Source organism: Serratia sp. LTN-2 (assembly GCF_059740205.1).
In genome coordinates this window covers 123,088-141,420 of sequence record NZ_JCAXDO010000009.1, presented here as the reverse complement: position 1 = coordinate 141,420, position 18,333 = coordinate 123,088, and the positions used below count along the sequence as shown (strand labels likewise).

At 64.8% G+C, this 18,333-nt stretch carries 1 protein-coding gene; it reads left to right on the top strand.

Annotation, left to right across the window (positions count from 1 at the left end):
- The first annotated feature begins 518 nt into the window (after positions 1-518).
- Entirely contained in the window at positions 519-18,299 is a 17,781-nt protein-coding gene (locus AC6BYQ_RS17805; RefSeq protein ID WP_498057292.1) for an amino acid adenylation domain-containing protein, read from the top strand.
- Positions 18,300-18,333 lie beyond the last annotated feature (34 nt).

Here is an 18,333-nt window from a genome sequence, read left to right as displayed (position 1 = left end):
CAGCATAATTTTTCCCATCGTTATAACAAAAAACGATAGATGCGCTGCAGGCAAAATCGCCGCTCATTTTAAATGGCAATGAATTAATTAAAAAGTAAATTATTTTCATTAAAACAATAAAGTATAACTTATTGATATGAAGAGGCTCTTATCGTAAGCATTGTTGCACATTAACTATGGTGAATAATAATAAATAATATGAGTTCCTTCCTAATTATCTCGAATTAATACAAGCGGAATACGCTCGTCATCCCTGAGTAATATCGGGGAAATAAAATGGTCATTTATTCCCTTTCGCACATTTCGCCAAAAAAAATATCCTCTCCTATACTTCACACCTCAGCAAATTGAGGCACAGGGGGAACCTCTGGATTAAGCATTACATCCTTTCTTAGTTGGGGGGAGACCCAACTTTTCTACGGTTTTTTTATTCTGACTTGAACTGTCGGGCGGCCAGGCTTTGCCTAAATCCGGACGGTCCCTTTCATTAACGTAATGAAAACGTGCTAGAGAATATTATGAACAAACAAACTGATGTGAAGAGTGGGGAATTCCGTGCGGGTGCTCATGTTGCGGTGGAGAAAGTCGAACTGCATGAAATTACCACCGCTCAGCGCGAGCTTTGGCTGAGCGCCAGCATGTCTGAAGGCTTGCCGTTCAATATGTGGGGATACGGCACGATAGAAGGGCCGTTGCAGATAGCCCTGCTGCGCCAGGCGATAGACGCGATCGTTGAAGAAACGCCGGCGATGCAGGCCCGTTTCACCGAACAAGACGGCGAGCTTTATCAATACCGTGCGGCGCGCAGTCATGATCCGCTTGCCGTGCAGGATTTCAGCAGCCACGAATATCCTGAATTAGCGGCGCAGCGCTGGATGCGGCAAGATGCCGATCGCGTGATCTCCGCGCTGGATCAGGACCTGTTCGGTTTTGCCTTACTGACGTTGGCGCCGGGCAGCTATATCCTCTACCGGCGTTTTCACCACATGCTGGTGGATGGCCGCAGCGCCGAAGAGTTCATGCGCCGTATCGCGCTGTATTACAACGCATTGGCTGAGAAAAAAACCATTCCTGAATTCAGCAATTGCAGTTTTACCCGGCTGTATGAACACGATCTGCAGTACCGCGACTCTTCCCGCTTCGCTACCGATAAACAGTTCTGGCAAGGCTACACGCTCGCCGCGCCCCATAGCCTGACGCGTCAGGAGAAACTCGTCCCTTATTCGTCCATGCAAATCAGTAATCACACACTAACAATAAATGAGATAGCGGCGATTGATCGGGGGGCGGAAAAAGCCGGCGTGCATCGCGCTCATATATTGGCGACGGCCGTCGCATTATGTTTCCATAGTATTACTGGTCAGACCTTGTTGAATTTCAGCCTGCCGGTGACCGGTACGCGAGAGCGAAACAGTATTGGCATGACCGCGAATGTGGTACCACTGATTTTAGCCATTAACCCTGAAAGTCATCTGGCTGATTTCGCACAACAGGTCGCGGCGGAAATAGCCAAAGTGGTTCGTCGGCAATTATATCGCGGTGAAGACATTCGTCGCGATCGCAGCACCATGAGTTCATCCTGGTTTGGCCCCGCCATCAATATCGTTTCCTTCGATCATGGCGATCCGTTTTGGGGATGTAAGACGCGCTGGTATTACGGCGGCAACATTGCCGTCAGCGATATGCAAATTCTGTTTTACGAAGATCAGCAGGCGCAGGAGTTGGACGTCATGTTTGCCGATGCGCCGCATGCCCATTCATTAAGCCAGCTTGAGAGTTTGCAGCGGCGTTTCCAGTTTATTCTGCGGAGCCTTTGCGAGCAGCCTGAGGGCAGCATCGCTCAGGTGATGCAACAACTTCATGCGCAGCCTGAAACGGACGTCAGCGGCAGCTTCTACGATCTTCGCCGACTGCCGCCGGCCGCCGGCATCATCCGCTGGGATCGTCCCGCCGCTGAACTGGTGCGCCTCGCGACGTCACTCGGCCATCCGTCGGGCGATTGCGCGCTGAAAATCCTGTTGGCCGACCGGGCGCTGGGCGTTGGGCGCCTGGAAATGCTGTATGACGCCGGCGATGCGGCGCCCGGTACGCTGCTCAGCGTCGACGATGCGGGCTGGAATATCGCCACGGCGGAAGGGACTGTGCGGATCGGGGGCTGGTTCACCGCCGAAGGCGAGCTGGCGCCGGGGGAAGCGCTGGCGCAGCTGCGCGGCCTGACGGTGGGCGAGCGGTTGCCGTTGCTTGACTCTTCACAGGCGAAACGGCTGGAGGAGATGCAGGCGGCCGGTGGGCACCATGCGGCCTTCTGGCAACCGCGATTGGCGCAGTTTGCCCCGGCGGCGTTCCCGGTAGCCTGGCAGCGCGAAACCCGGCCGGTATGGCAGGCTACGGCCTGGCAACACGCGGGCAAGATCGAAGTTGAATCGGTGTTAACCGGGCTGGCGTTGTATCTGGGATTGATGGGCGGCGAAAGTGATTTCCAACTTGGTTGGCTGAACGCGGCGGATGACGGCATCGGCGAGCCGGGTCAGGTCTGGACGCTGCCGCTGCAGATCTCGCTGAATCCGACGCTGGGCTTCGCCGAGGCGCAGGCGCAGATGCGACGCGAATGGCAGCAGGCGCGTGCGCGCCGGGGGTACCATCCGGCGTTGCTCGGCCTGGACACGCGTTCGCGCGCCTGGTCAACCGTTGTGGCGCTATTGGGCCGCGATACCGCGCCGGGGTTCGACGAAACCCAGGAAGGCGCAGCGGCGGTTAAACGCTCCGGCGCCCGGGCGGTGCTGCAAATCAGTGAAAGCAACGGCGCTTTCCGTTGGGTGTACGACAGCGCCGCGGTGGGGGACGAACAGATGCTGCGCGCTGCGCAGCATCTGCTGTTGCTGCTCCAGCAGGCCGCTGCGGCGCCGAATGCGCCGGTGCGCGGCGAACGTTTACTGAGCCAGGCGGAGCGAGAACTATTGCTCAACCAGCGCAACCGCACCCATCGGGCTTTCCCGCCAGCGTCGAGCGTGTCGGCCCTGTTTGAAGCGCAGGCGCGGCGTACGCCAACGGCGCCGGCGTTGTCTCAGGGCGAGGTGTCGCTGAGCTATGCGGAATTGAACGTGCGCGCCAACCGGCTGGCGCACCACCTGGCGGCACGCGGCGTGGGGCCGGAAAGCCGCGTAGCGGTCTGCGCTGCGCGCAGCCCGGACATGATCGTCGCGCTGCTGGCGATCCTGAAAGCCGGCGGCGGCTATGTGCCGCTGGATCCGGCTTATCCCGCTGAGCGGCTGCACTATATCGTGCAGGACTGTGCGCCGGCGCTGCTGTTGGCGGACAGCGCCGGCCGCGCCGCGCTGGGAGAGGTGGCGGCGCCGCTGTTGGCTCTGGAAGACGCGCTGCCAGAGCAGGATCACGACCTGCCGCCGCGCGCGCAGCCCGACAATCTGGCGTATGTGGTTTACACCTCGGGCTCGACCGGCAAACCGAAAGGGGTGATGGTGGAGCAGGCGCACCTGATCAACCTGATCATGTGGCACTGCGCAGCGACCGGTTTGCAGGCTGGTGAACGAACGACCAGCATGGCGGGGCTGGGTTTTGACGCCAGCGTTTGGGAAATCTGGCCGACGTTGACGCAAGGGGCGATGCTGCTGCTGCCGCCGGCAGAGGCGGCGGGCAATGGCGAAGCGCTGCTGCAATGGTGGCGCGGCAGCGGTGTGCAGGTCGGGTTTATGGTGACGCCGCTGGCCGAGATCGCACTGATGGGCGAAATGCCAGCCGATCTGCGGATGCTGCTGATCGGCGGCGACAGCATTCGCCGCTGGCCGCTGCAGGCGCCGCCTGGCGTAACCATTGTGAATAACTATGGGCCGACGGAGACGACCGTGGTAGCGACGTCGGGCGAGCCGGCGGTCGGTGCGGCGATGCCGTCAATCGGCCGGCCTATCGCCAACGGCCGGGCGTACTTGCTGGATGAATATGGCCAGCCGGTGCCGCTGGGCGCCGTGGGTGAGTTGTATATCGGCGGCGCGCAGGTGGCACGCGGCTACCTGAACCTGCCGGAGCTGACGGCGGAGCGTTTCCTTGCCGATCCTTTCGCGCCGGGTGGCCGCATGTACCGCACCGGCGATCTGGCGCGCTATATGCCGGACGGCAGCCTGGAGTATCTGGGCCGCAACGATCTGCAGGTCAAAATTCGCGGCTTCCGCATCGAATGCGGTGAAATCGAGTCGCAGCTGGCTATGCATGCCGCCGTGCGCGACGCGGTGGTGGATGCGCTGACTGATGACGAAGGCGACAAACGTCTGGTGGCCTGGGTCGTGCCGCAGCCGGAAGCGGAGCGTGAGGCGCTGGCGCAGACGCTGCGCCGGGCGCTCGCTGCAGCGCTGCCGGATTATATGGTGCCGACGGCCTTTGTGTGGCTGGAGGCGTTGCCGCTGTCGCCGAACGGCAAACTGGATCGGCGCGCGCTGCCGGCGCCGGCACCGGATGCCGCCATGCGCGAAAACTATGTCGAGCCGCAGGGGGAAACCGAAACGCTGCTGGCTCAGATCTGGCAGGGGTTGTTGAACGTTGAACGCGTGGGGCGTCATGACAACTTCTTCGAGTTGGGCGGCCATTCGCTGCTGGCGGTGAAACTGATGGCGCAGCTGCGCCAGGCCGGGCTGTCGGCGAGCGTTCAGGCGCTGTTCTCCACGCCAACGCTGTCGGCTCTGGCGCAAACGCTGGTGTCGCAGCAGCGGATCAAGGTGCCGGAAAATCGGATTGCGCCGGGCTGCCGCGCAATCACGCCGCAGATGTTGCCGCTGGCCGATCTGACTCAGGCGGAGATCGATCAGATCGTCGACGGCGTGGAGGGCGGCATCGACAACGTACAGGATATCTACGCCCTCTCCCCGTTGCAGGAAGGCATCTTGTTCCACCATATGCTGGCGGAAGAGGGCGATCCCTACCTGTTATCGGCATTGCTGCGTTTCGACAGCCGGGCGCGTTTCGATCGCTGGCTGGCGGCGATGCAGCAGGTGGTGGATCGTCATGACATTTTGCGCACGGCTTTTGTCGGTGCGGGGTTGTCCGAACCGGTACAGGTCGTCTGGCGTCGGGCGCGTTTAGCGGTGATCGAGCTGGCGCTGGATCCGGCCGAGGGGCCGATCGGCCGTCAGCTGGAAGCGCGTTTCGATCCCCGGCGGATCCGTCAGGATCTGACGCGGGCGCCGCTGTTGTATTACGTCATCGCCGAAGAGAGCGACGGCAGCTGGTACGTCTTGCAGCAGTGGCACCACTTGATTGGCGACCACTCGACGCTGGCGATGATGGGAGAAGAAGTCAACGCCATTCTGGCCGGACGCGGCGAGACGCTGGGCAGTGCGCAGCCGTTCCGCAATGCGGTGGCGCAGGCGCGTTTGGGGCTCAGCGAACAGGAACATGAGAGTTTCTTCCGCGGCATGTTGGCGGACATCGACGAACCGGTGCTGCCGTTCGGGCTCGGCAACGTCCACGGCGACGGTCAGTGCGCCAATACCGACCGCCTGGCGCTGGCGCCGGCGCTGAATGCCGGCCTGCGTCGACAGGCGAAACGGCTGGGCGTCAGCCTGGCCAGCCTGTGCCATCTGGCCTGGGCACAGGTGCTGGCGCGCACCAGCGGGCGGGATGCCGTGGTGTTCGGCACGGTGCTGCTGGGCCGCATGGAATCGGGCGAAGGCGCCGAGCGGGCGCTGGGGCTATTCATCAATACGCTGCCGCTGCGGCTGGATATGGACGGGCGCAGCGTTGAGGCGTCGGTGCGGCAGGCGCATGCGCGCTTGAGCGGCTTGCTGGCGCATGAGCACGCCTCGCTGGCGTTGGCGCAGCGCTGCAGCGGCGTGAACAGCGGCGCGCCGCTGTTCAGTGCGCTGCTGAACTACCGTCACAACGACGGAGAAGAATTGGCGCTGCCGGAAGGGGTCAGCCTGATCGGCGCGGACGAACGCACCAACTATCCGTTTGTGCTGTCGGTGGACGACGGCATGGACTCGCTGGCGTTGACGGCGCAGGTCATCGAGCCTATCGAAGCCGCGCGGGTGTGTCGCTATATGCAACAGGCATTGACCGCTCTGGTGAATGCGCTGGAACACATGCCGGAAATGCCGGTGCGTGAACTGTCGATTTTGCCGGACGACGAGTACGCCTTGCTGATCAACGGCTGGAACGCAACGGCGCAGCCTTACCCGCAGGATGTCTGCCTGCATGCGTTGTTTGAAGCGCAGGTGCGCCGCACGCCGGACGCCGTGGCGCTGGTCTGCGGCGACGCCGAACTGAGCTACGCCCAGCTGAATGCGCAGGCCAATCGCCTGGCGCACGCGCTGATGCAGCGCGGCGTCGGTCCGGATTGCCGCGTGGCGGTGTGCGCCGAGCGCAGTCTGGCAATGGTGACGGCATTGTTCGGCATCCTCAAGGCCGGCGGCGCCTATGTGCCGCTGGATCCGGCTTATCCGGGCGAGCGTCTGCAGTATATCCTGCAGGACGCCGATCCGGTGCTGCTGCTGGCGGATGCCGCCGGTCGCGCGGCGCTGGGCGAACACGCGGTGCCGCTGCTGGCGCTGGATGAACCGTTGCCGAACGATCTGAATGCCGATAACCCGGCATCGCGCGCGCAGCCCAATCATCTGGCCTACGTGATTTATACCTCCGGCTCGACCGGCAAACCGAAAGGCGCGATGAATGAGCATCGCGGTATCGTTAACCGCCTGATCTGGATGCAGCAGGCTTATGGATTGACGCCGGCGGATACGGTGCTGCAGAAAACGCCGTTCGGCTTCGACGTCTCGGTGTGGGAATTCTTCTGGCCGTTGATGTATGGCGCGCGCCTGGCGATGGCGCGCCCTGAAGGCCATAAGGATCCTGAGTACCTGAGCCGCGCCATCGAACAGTATGGCGTGACAACGCTGCACTTTGTGCCGTCGATGCTGCAAAGCTTCCTGTTGTATGAAGGCGCGAGCCGCCGCTGCGGGCAAGTGGTGCGCGTCATGTGCAGCGGCGAGGCGCTGCCCGCCTCGCTGGTGGCGGAGTTCTATCGCCAGATGCCGCATGTCGAGTTGCATAACCTCTATGGACCGACCGAAGCGGCGGTGGACGTGACCGCCTGGCATTGCACCCGCCAACCCGGGCTGGTGTCGGTGCCGATTGGGCGGCCGGTGGCCAACACGCGGATCTATCTGCTTGATGAACAAGGGCAACCGGTGCCGCTGGGAGCGGTTGGCGAGCTGTATATCGGCGGCATTCAGGTGGCGCGCGGCTATTTCAACCGGCCTGAACTGACGGCGGAGCGCTTCCTGGCCGATCCGTTCGATGCTGGCCACGGCGGCCGCATGTACCGTACCGGCGACGTGGCCCGCTACCTGCCGGACGGCAATATCGAGTATCTGGGGCGCAACGATCAGCAGGTGAAGATCCGCGGTTTCCGTATCGAATGCGGAGAGATAGAGGCGGCGCTGGCCGCGCATCCGCAGGTGCGTGAAGCGGTGGTGGATGCGCGCGGCGGCGACGGCGGTGAAAAACGCCTGATCGCCTGGGTGGTGCCGCAGCAGGGCGCCGAGGAGGCGTCGCTGGCGGAGACGTTGCGCCGGCATCTGGCCGACAAACTGCCGGATTACATGGTGCCGGCCGCCTGCGTGCTGCTCGAGACGCTGCCGCTGTCGCCAAATGGCAAGCTCGATCGCCGCGCATTGCCCGACCCGTCGGGCGAGGCCTATCGTCGTGAAGCCTACGAGGCGCCACAGGGGGACGTAGAACAGCGCCTGGCGGCGCTGTGGGAAGAGCTGCTGGGCGTGGAACAGGTTGGCCGCAACGACAGTTTCTTCGCCTTGGGCGGCCATTCGCTGTTGGCGGTGCGTTTGGCCAACCGCCTGCAGCAAAGCGGGTTGCCGCTGTCGCTGCAGGCGCTGTTCGCCAACCCGGTCTTGCAGGCGCTGGCGCGCCAGATCACGCAGGCAGAAAGCCTGCCGCCGGTTCTGCCCGCGCCGCGCGATGCGGCCTTGCCGCTGTCGTTCGCTCAGCAGCGCCTGTGGTTCCTGACCCAGCTGGACGGCATGAGCGAAATTTACCACATGCCGCTGGCGCTGCGGCTGCGCGGGTCGCTGAATCTGGCCGCCTGGCAGAGCAGCCTCGACGCGCTTTATGCGCGCCATGACGCGTTGCGCACCGTTTTCATCAGCCGCGACGGCCAGCCGCAGGCGCTCATTTTGCCGGTCGCCGGTTTGCCGCTGACGATCCACGATCTGCGTGGCGTCGCGGATGCGCAGGCGCGCGCCGCCGCGTTGATGCGGGAAGAGGTCACGGCGCCCTTCGATCTGGCCGGCGGCCCGCTGCTGCGCGCCTGCCTCATCCGGCTGAGCGACGATGAACAGCTGTTCGCACTGACCTGCCACCACATCATTTCCGATGGCTGGTCGAACGGCATCCTGCTGCGGGAGCTGGGCGCGCTGTACGGCGCTTTGTGTCGCGACGAACCGTCGCCGCTGCCGCCGCTGGCGTTGCAGTACGCGGATTACGCCCACTGGCAGCGGCAATGGCTGCAGCCGGCGCGGTTATCGAAGCAGGCCGATTATTGGCGCCAGACGCTGGGCGACGCGCCGGCGCTGTTGACGCTGCCGACCGACCGCCCGCGCCCGGCGGTGCAGTCATTCGCCGGGGATCGGGTGGCGATCTCGCTCGATGCCGAGCTGACCGCGGCGCTGAGGCAATTCAGCCTGCGTCAGGGGTGTACGCTGTTCATCACGCTGCTGACGGCGTGGAGCGTCGTGCTGTCCCGCTTGTCGGGGCAGCGCGATCTGGTGATCGGCACGCCGGAGGCCAACCGTCGCCGGCTGGAAACGGAACCGATGATTGGCTTCTTCGTCAGCACCCTGGCGCTGCGCATCGATCTGTCCGACGATCCGGATTTGCCGACGTTGGCGCTGCGCGTGCGCGATACGCTGCTGGCGGCGCGCGATCATGGCGATCTGCCTTTCGAGCAGGTGGTTGAACAGGTGAACCCGCCGCGTCATCGCGGCCATACTCCGCTGTTCCAGGTGATGTTGAGCTGGCAGGACGGTTCGGTGCACGACATCGGTCTGCCGGGGCTTCAGGCGGAAGCGATCGATGCCGGCTATGCCGCGGCGAAATATGACATGACCTTGGATCTGACCGAGATCGGTGAAGAGATCGCCGGATCGCTGTATTACGCCACGGCGTTGTTCGATCGTGAAACCGCCGAGCGCTACGGGATCTATCTGCGCCAGGTGCTGCAGGGCATCGCCTTGGCGGCGGCGCAGCCGGTTTCGCAGCTTGCGCTGTTGCCGCAGGACGAGCGGCAGCGGTTGCTGCATGGCTGGAACCGGACGCCGGCCGAACCGCAGACGGACCTCTGCCCGCACCATCATCTGGAGCGGCTGGCGCAGCGCACGCCGGAGGCGGTCGCTGTGGTGTGCGGAGAAGAACGCCTCAGCTATCGGGCGCTCAATGAGCAAGCCAACGCGTTGGCGCAGGTGTTGATCGCCCGCGGCGTCGGGCCCGATCGCCTGGTGGCCCTGTGTGCGGAGCGCGGCACGCCGATGCTGGTCGGATTGCTGGCGATCCTGAAAGCGGGCGGCGCCTATGTGCCGCTCGATCCGGCTTATACCGGCGAACGTCTGGAGTACATTTTGCAAGATGCCCGGCCGGTGTTGCTGCTGGCCGACGCCGCAGGGCGCTCGGCGCTGAGCGGGGCCGACGTGCCGATGATGGCGCTGGAGGAGGATTGGGGCGCCGAGGCCGCCAATCCGCAGGTGGCGGGGCTGACGGCGGCCAATCTGGCCTATGTGATCTATACCTCCGGCTCGACCGGCAAACCGAAAGGCGTGATGGTGGAACACCGCCAGGTTGAGCGCCTGTTTACCGCGACCGATGACGGCTTCGGCTTTGACGCCGAGGATGTCTGGTGCCTGTTCCACTCGTTCGCCTTCGATTTCTCGGTATGGGAAATCTGGGGCGCGTGGCGCCACGGCGGCCGGCTGGTGATCGTGCCGCAGGAAACGGCGCGCTCCGCTCCCGCGTTCTATCAGCTGGTGTGCCGTCAGGGCGTGACGGTGCTGAACCAGACGCCAAGCGCCTTTAAGGCGTTCATTCAGGCTCAGGACGACACGCCGCATCGGCTGCGCTACATCGTCTTCGGCGGCGAAATGCTGAATCCGGCCGATCTGGCGCCGTGGTATGCGCGTAATCGGCCGGACGCGCCGCGGCTAATCAATATGTACGGCATAACGGAAACGACGGTGCACGTCACCTACCGGGAAATGTCTCCGGCGGACATCACCGGCAGCGGCAGCCCGATCGGCCGCCGTATCCCGGATCTGCGTTTGTATCTGCTTGACGAACACGCTCAGCCGGTAGCGCAGGGCGCAGTGGGCGAGCTGTACGTCGGTGGGCTGGGGGTGGCGCGCGGCTACCTGAATCGGCCGGAGCTGAATGCGCAACGTTTCCTCGACGATCCTTTCGTGGCGGGAGAACGGATGTATCGCGCCGGCGATTTGGCGCGCTATTTGCCGAACGGTGAGCTGGAGTACCTGGGGCGCAACGATCAGCAGGTGAAAATTCGCGGTTTCCGCATTGAGTGCGGTGAGGTGGAGGCGGCGCTGCTGGGCCATCCTGAGGTGCGCAGCGTAGCGGTTGACGCCTGGCAGGACAACGGCGGCGACAAACGTTTGGTGGCCTGGGCGGTGCCGGGCGAAGGGGCGGATCGGGAAACGCTGGCGCTGCGGTTGCGTCAGCATCTGGCTGGTCGTCTGCCGGATTATATGGTGCCGACGGCCTTCGTGTGGCTGGAGGCGTTGCCGCTGACCACCAACGGCAAACTGGACAAACGCGCGCTGCCGGCGCCGGAGCTGGGCGCCGCCGCGCGCGCCGTTTATGAAGCGCCGGCCGATGAGCGAGAGCGCCTGCTGGCGTCCGTCTGGCGTCAGTTGCTGAACGTGGAACGCGTCGGGCGTCATGATGACTTCTTTGCCCTGGGCGGGCATTCGCTGCTGGCGGTACAGCTGGCCAATCGGGTGCAGCAGGCCGGCTGGCGGCTGCCGCTGTCGGCGCTGTTCGCCGCGCCGGTGTTGCAGGCGCTGGCGCAGTTGCTTGAACGGGAGGGAGCGGCGCAGCCGACGGCCATCGTGCCGACGCCGCGTCACGGCGCCTTGCCGTTGTCGTTTGCCCAGCAGCGGCTGTGGTTCCTGAGCCAAATGGGCGGGATCGGCGAGACTTACCATATCCCGCTGGCGTTGCGCCTGGACGGCGAACTGGATGCAGCGGCGTTCCAGCGCAGCCTCGACGCGCTGTATGCCCGCCACGAGGCCTTGCGCAGCGTGTTTGTCTGCCAGGATGGGCAACCTCAGGTGCGTATCTTGCCGGAGGCGGCCATGCCGCTGACGCATCACGACTTGCGCGGCGAGCGTCAGGCGGAGCCACGTTTGCAAGCACTGGCCGAATCGGCGATGAAAGCGCCGTTCGATCTGGAAGGGGGACCGCTGGTGCGGGCCTGCTTGCTGCAAGTGAGCGAGCGGCGGCATCTGTTCCTGCTGACCTGCCACCATATCGTTTCCGACGGCTGGTCTACCGGGATCCTGATGCGGGAGTTGAGCGCGTTGTATGGCGCCTTCCAACGCGGCGAACCGTCGCCGTTGCCGCCGCTGGCGGTGCAATACGTCGATTATGCCGTTTGGCAACGCCAGTGGCTGACGCAGGAGCGGTTGGCCGAGCAGGCGACGTTCTGGCGCCGGACGCTGGGCGATGCGCCGGCGCTGCTGACGCTGCCGACCGATCGGCCGCGCCCGGCGATGCAGTCGTTCGCCGGCGGCGAGGTGCCGCTGGTCATCGACGCGGCGCTCACCGACGCGCTGCGGCGGTTGAGCCGTCAATACGGCGGCACGCTGTTCATGACGGTGTTGGCCGCCTGGAGTCTGGTGCTGTCCCGCATGGCCGGCCAACAGCAGGTGGTGATCGGCACGCCGGAAGCCAACCGCGGCAGGCTGGAAATCGAACCGCTGGCCGGCTTCTTCGTCAGTACGCTGGCGATGCATATCGATCTGCGCGGTGAGCCGACGCTGCAAGTCTTGCTCGAGCGAGTGCGCGAGACGGTGTTGGCGGCGCGGGAAAACGGCGATCTGCCGTTCGAACAGGTGGTGGAGGTGGTCAATCCGCCGCGCCAGCTGGACGCGACGCCGCTGTTCCAGGTGATGCTGGCCTGGCAGGACGGCTCGGTGCGCGATATCGCATTGCCGGGCCTGCAAACGACGGATGCGGGGTTGAGCTATGACGTCGCGAAATTCGACATGACGCTTGAGTTGGCGGAAAGCGGCAGCGGCATTGTCGGCTCGTTGAATTACGCCAGCGCCTTGTTCGATCGCGACACGGCGGTGCGCTACGGCGCGTATCTGCAGCAGGCGCTGCGAGCGATGGTGGCGGATCTTGCTCAGCCGGCCACGCGCGTCGATCTGCTGCCTGCGGCCGAACGCCAACGTCTGCTGCACGATTGGAACCGCACCGAGCGGGCGTATCCGGCGCAGGCGTGCGTGCATCAGCTGTTCGACGAGCAGGCGCGGCGCACGCCGCAGGCGACGGCGTTGATCGATGGCGAGCAGCTTATCCGCTACGAGCAGTTGGCGGAACGCGCCAATCGACTGGCCTGGCGTCTGATTGAGGCGGGCGTGGAGCCCGGCCAGCGGGTGGCGGTCCGGTTTGAGCGCTGCGCCGCCCTGGTGATCGCCCAATTGGCGATCCTGAAAGCCGGCGCGGCCTATGTGCCGGTTGATCCGCAGCTGCCGGCCGGCCGGCAAAACTGGATCATCGCCGACAGCGGCGCGGTGCTGCTGCTGAACGGCGGTGAGGACGACGCGCAGATTGGCGTCGGCGTCGCCCGTCTGCCTCAAAGCGACGACGCGGACCTGCCGGCCGGCGCGCCGATATTGGCGAGCAACAGTCTGGATCTGGCCTACATCATGTACACCTCCGGTTCAACCGGTAAGCCGAAAGGCGTGATGGTGCCGCATCAGGGGATCAACCGACTGGTGATCAATAACGGCTATGCGGAGTTCAGCGACTCGGATCGCATCGCTTTCGCCATCAACCCGGCGTTCGATCCGGCGACGCTGGAAGTGTGGGGCGCATTGCTGAACGGCGCCGCGCTGGTGGTGGTGCCGCCGGCGGTCTTGCTGGACGCCTCGGCGTTCGCCGATCTGCTGACGCGCCAGGCGATTACGGTGCTGGTGCTGCCGACCTCGCTGTTCAATCAGCATGCGCACAGCATCCCCGCGACGTTGGCGGGACTGAAATACCTGATCAGCGGCGGCGAAGCGGCGGATCCTCATGCCTATACCCGGGTGCTGAAGGAGGGCGGCCGGGTGCAGCTGATCAATGGCTACGGCCCGACGGAAGCCACCACCGCCGCCACCTCGGCGCACATCACCGTGGCGGCGGGGCGGCACCGTCTGCCGATTGGCCGGCCGATCGGCAATACGCGGGTGTATCTGCTGGACGAACACCGTCAGCCGGTGCCGCTGGGCGCGATTGGCGAGCTGTATATCGGCGGCGTGGGCGTGGCGCTGGGTTACCTGAATCGCGAAGATCTCACGGCCGAGCGTTTCCTGGCGGATCCGTTTAACGAGGGGGGCCGCATGTATCGCACCGGCGATTTGGCGCGCTATCTGTCGGACGGCAACCTCGATTACTGCGGGCGCAACGATCAGCAGGTGAAGATCCGCGGCTTCCGCATCGAGTGCAGCGAGATTGAAGTCCTGCTGGAAACGCACCCGGCGGTGCGCGAAGCGGTGGTTGACGTGCGCGGCGCGCATCCTGCGCTGATCGCCTGGATCGTTCCGCAAGCCGAGGCCGAAGGCCGCGATCTGACAGACGAGCTGCGGCGACATTTGGCGGCGCAGCTGCCGGACTACATGGTGCCGTCGGCCTGTCTGATGCTCGCCGACTTGCCGTTGACCCCGAATGGCAAAGTGGATCGCCGCGCGCTGCCGGCGCCGCAGGCCGACGACTTTGCGCGCGTGGGCCATGAGGCGCCTCAGGGAGAGACGGAAACCCTGTTGGCGGCGATCTGGGGCGAATTGCTCGGTCTGCCGAATGTCGGCCGACACGACAATTTCTTCGAACTGGGCGGGCATTCGCTGCTGGCGGTGAAACTGATCGCGGAGCTGCGTCGCTGCGGCCTGACGGCGAACGTGCAGACGCTGTTTACCGCCCCGACGCTGGCCTCGCTGGCGGAGGCGCTGGAGGCGCGCTGCGAAATCGAGATCCCTGAGAACCTGCTGCGGCCGGATAGCGAGCGCATCACGCCTGAGCTGTTGCCGCTGGCCTCGCTGAACCAGGCTGAGATCGACAGCATCGTGGCGCGCGTGCCGGGCGGCGTGGCCAACGTGCAGGATATCTATGCGCTGTCGCCGTTGCAGGAGGGGATTCTGTTCCACCACCTGTTGGCGGAGCGGGGCGATCCGTACCTGTTGTCAACGCTGCTGCGCTTTGAGAACCGCGAGCGTCTGGATCGTTGGCGGGCCGCGATGCAACAGGTGATCGATCGTCACGATATTCTGCGCACGGCGTTCATCAGCGAGGCGATCCGCGAGCCGGTACAGGTCGTTTGGCGCGCCGCTGCGCTGCCGTGGACTGAGCTGGCGCTCGATCCGGCGCAGGGGGCGATTGGCGATCAACTGCTGGCGCGCTTCGATCCTCAGCATGCGCGGCTGGATCTCAGCCGTGCGCCGCTGCTGAACGTGGTGGTGGCGCAAGATAGCGATGGCGGTTGGTGGATGCTGCAGCAATGGCACCATCTGGTGGGGGATCATTCCACGGCGGCATTGATCGAGGAAGAGATCGCCACGATCCTCGCCGGCAAAGGCGCCGAACTGGGGGCCGCACCGCCGTTCCGCAATGCGGTGGCGCAGGCGCGCTTGAGCGTCAGCGCGCAAGAGCATGAAACCTTCTTCCGCACCCTGTTGGCGGACATCGAAGAGCCGGTGCTGCCGTTCGGGCTCGGCAACGTGCGCGGCGACGGCAAAGGCGTCACCACGGCGCACCAGCCTATCGACAAGGCGCTGAACGAACGTCTGCGGCATCAGGCCAAGCGGCTGGGCGTGAGCCTGGCCAGCCTGTGCCATCTGGCCTGGGCGCAGGTGCTGGCCCGCACCAGCGGCCACGACCGCGTGGTGTTCGGCACCGTGCTGCTGGGGCGGATGCAGGCGGGGGAAGGCGCCGAGCGCGCGATGGGGCTGTTTATCAATACCTTGCCACTGCGCCTCGACATCGGCGATGACGATGTGGTGACGGCGGCGCGCCAGGCCCATGCGCGGCTGAGCGGGTTGCTGCATCATGAACATGCGCCGCTGGCGCTGGCGCAGCGTTGCAGCGGCGTGGCGGCGGGGATGCCGCTGTTCAGCGCGTTGCTCAACTATCGCCACAACAACGGCAGCGAGCTGGTGCTGCCGGAAGGCATGACGCTGTTGAGCGCGCAGGAGCGCACCAACTATCCGTTCGTCCTGTCGGTGGAAGACGGCGGTGATTCTCTGGGGCTGACGGCGCAGGTCAGCGAGCCGGTGCCGGCGGCGAGGATCTGCGGCTATATGCAACAGGCGCTGGCCTCATTGGCGCAGGCACTGGAAAGCCAGCCGACTCTGCCGGCGAGCGAACTGGAGATCCTGCCGCCGTCAGAGCGCCGGCTGCTGCTGGAGGAATGGAATCAGACGGCGGAGCCTTATCCTGCAGAGCTTTGCGTGCATCAGCTGTTTGAGCGTCAGGCGAAGCGTGCGCCGCAGGCTGTGGCGATCGTGCAAGGCGATCGTCGGATCGGCTATGCGGCGTTGAACGCCCAGGCTAACCGGCTGGCGCATGCCCTGATCGCGCGCGGCATCCAACCGGGCGAGCGCGTGGCGGCACGCCTGACGCGCAGCATCGATCTGGTGGCGACGCAGTTGGCGATCTTCAAAGCCGGCGCGGTGTATGTGCCGATCGACCCGCAACTGCCGGCGGCGCGTCAGCAGTGGATCCTAGAGGACAGCGGCGCGCGTCTTATCGTCGGTGAAGCGACGGACGGGGATACCTTGCCGCTGCTGCGGCCGGAGGCCGCCGGCGGTGACGAGAGCGACCCGGCGTTGGCGCTGTCGAGCGGCGAAGCGGCGTACATCATGTACACGTCCGGCTCCACAGGGCTGCCGAAAGGCGTGATGACGCCGCACCAGGGCATCACCCGGTTGGTGATCAATAACCGGTATGCGGCGTTCGATGCGACGGAGCGAGTGGCTTACGCCGCTAACCCGGCCTTCGACGCCGCGACGATGGAGGTGTGGGCGGCGCTGTTGAACGGCGGCGAACTGGTGGTGATCCCGGCGGAAACCGTGATGGATGCGGCGCGCCTGAGCGCCGCATTGACGCAGCATCGCGTGACGACGTTGTTCCTGACGACCGCGCTGTTCAATCAGTATGTGTACAGCATGGGCGCGACGCTGGCCCAGCTGCGCTACCTGATCTGCGGCGGGGAAAAAGAGGAGCCGGGTGCCTTCGAACGTCTGCTGCAGGAAGCGGGGCCGGTACAGGTGATCCATGCCTATGGGCCGACAGAGGCGACGACCTTCGCGACGACGGCGACGATCGCCGAGGTGCAAGGCGCAACGCGCTTGCCGATCGGCAAACCGATCGGCAACACCCGAGCCTATGTGCTGGATGCGCGCGGCCGACCGGTGCCGCTGGGCGTTACCGGCGAGCTGTATATCGGCGGCGTGGGCGTGGCGCTGGGGTACCTCAACCGGCCGGAACTGACCGCAGAGCGCTTCCTGAACGATCCATTCAATCCGGGTGGACGCATGTATCGCACCGGCGACCTGGTGCGCTATCGGGCGGACGGCAACCTCGAGTATCAGCGACGCAACGATCGTCAGGTGAAAATTCGCGGCTTCCGCATCGAGATGGGAGAGATCGAGGCGCGCCTGGCGGCGCACCCGGCGGTGAACGAAGCGGTGGTCGATGCCCACTGCGTCGGTGCGGATACGCGGTTGATCGCCTGGATCAGCGTGCGTGAGGACGTGGCGAGCGACGGGTTGGCCAGCGAGCTGCGCCAGCACCTGGCGGCGCAGCTGCCGGACTATATGCTGCCCGCGGCCTTTGTCTGGCTGGCGGCGATGCCGCTGACGCCAAACGGCAAGATTGACCGGCGGGCTCTGCCGGCGCCGGAGATGGCCGCCGCCGCTGGCGAAGCCTACGAAGCGCCGCGCGGCGATACTGAAACGCTGTTGGCGCAGGCGTGGGCGGAGTTGCTGGGGCTGCCGCAGATCGGCAGACACGACAACTTCTTCGAACTGGGCGGCCACTCGCTGCTGGCGGTGCGCCAGGCGAGTCTGGTGCAGCAGTGGGGGATCGCACTGCAGGTACAGGCGATCTTTGACCACCCGGTGTTGGCGGATCTGGCGGCGCATGTCGAGCAGCGCACGGGCGAACAGCCGCTCAGGGCATTGCCGGCGCGCCGCAGCGGCCAGCGCCCGCCGGTATTCTTCATGCCGACCGGCTATGGCGATCACTCCTATGTTTATGAGATAGCCAAAGAGATCGATGCGGACTTCCCGATTTATGCCGTGCCATGGCCAGAGATGACCGATGCGCCGCCGGCAACGATGGAGGCGATGGCGGAGATCGTCGCCGGGGTCATCCGACAGGCGCAAGCCAGCGGGCCGTATCAACTGTTCGGTTACTCTTCGGGCGGGATCTTGACCTACATGGTGGCGGAGCGGCTGCAGGCGGAAGGGGAAGAGGTGGCGCTGGTGGGCCTGCTCGACACCATGCGGCCGCAGCAGGCGATGCGCGATGCGACGCAGCTGTTCCTCAGCTGGCTGGAGGTGGAACATCCGACGCTGGAGGCGGCGCTGTTCGCCCGCCTCCAGCCGCTGTCGGTGGAGGAGGCGCTGGCCGTGCTGCACGGCCAGGGCATCAGCACTTTCCTCGACGATCCGCAGAAGGAAGCCGCTTTGTGGCGCAAGCGTTATCACTATGCGACCCTGGTCGGCGCCAGCGTTATCCGGCCGCTCGGCCTTAATCTGCACCTGTTTAAAGCGGTGGAGGAGATGCCCGGCTTGCTGAACGACGATCTGGAGGCCTACTGGCAGCGCATCAAGCCGGCGGGTTACAACCGCCGTGACGGCTCGGCGCTTGGCTGGGAGGGGCATTTGCCGGCGTCGGCGGTGACGGTCAACCTGGTCGATGGCGATCATGTCACCATGATGTCGGAAGCCGCGAACCGGCGCGGGTTAGGGGAGCGCATCAGCGCCGTGCTGAATGCGCTCGCCCGACGCTGACCGCGTTGCTTGTAGGTGAAGCCCTCGCAAGAGG

What these genes read in the sequence shown, in the direction of transcription:
- AC6BYQ_RS17805 (WP_498057292.1), top strand. Translation starts at nt 519, where the DNA reads ATGAACAAACAAACTGATGTGAAGAGTGGGGAATTCCGTGCGGGTGCT.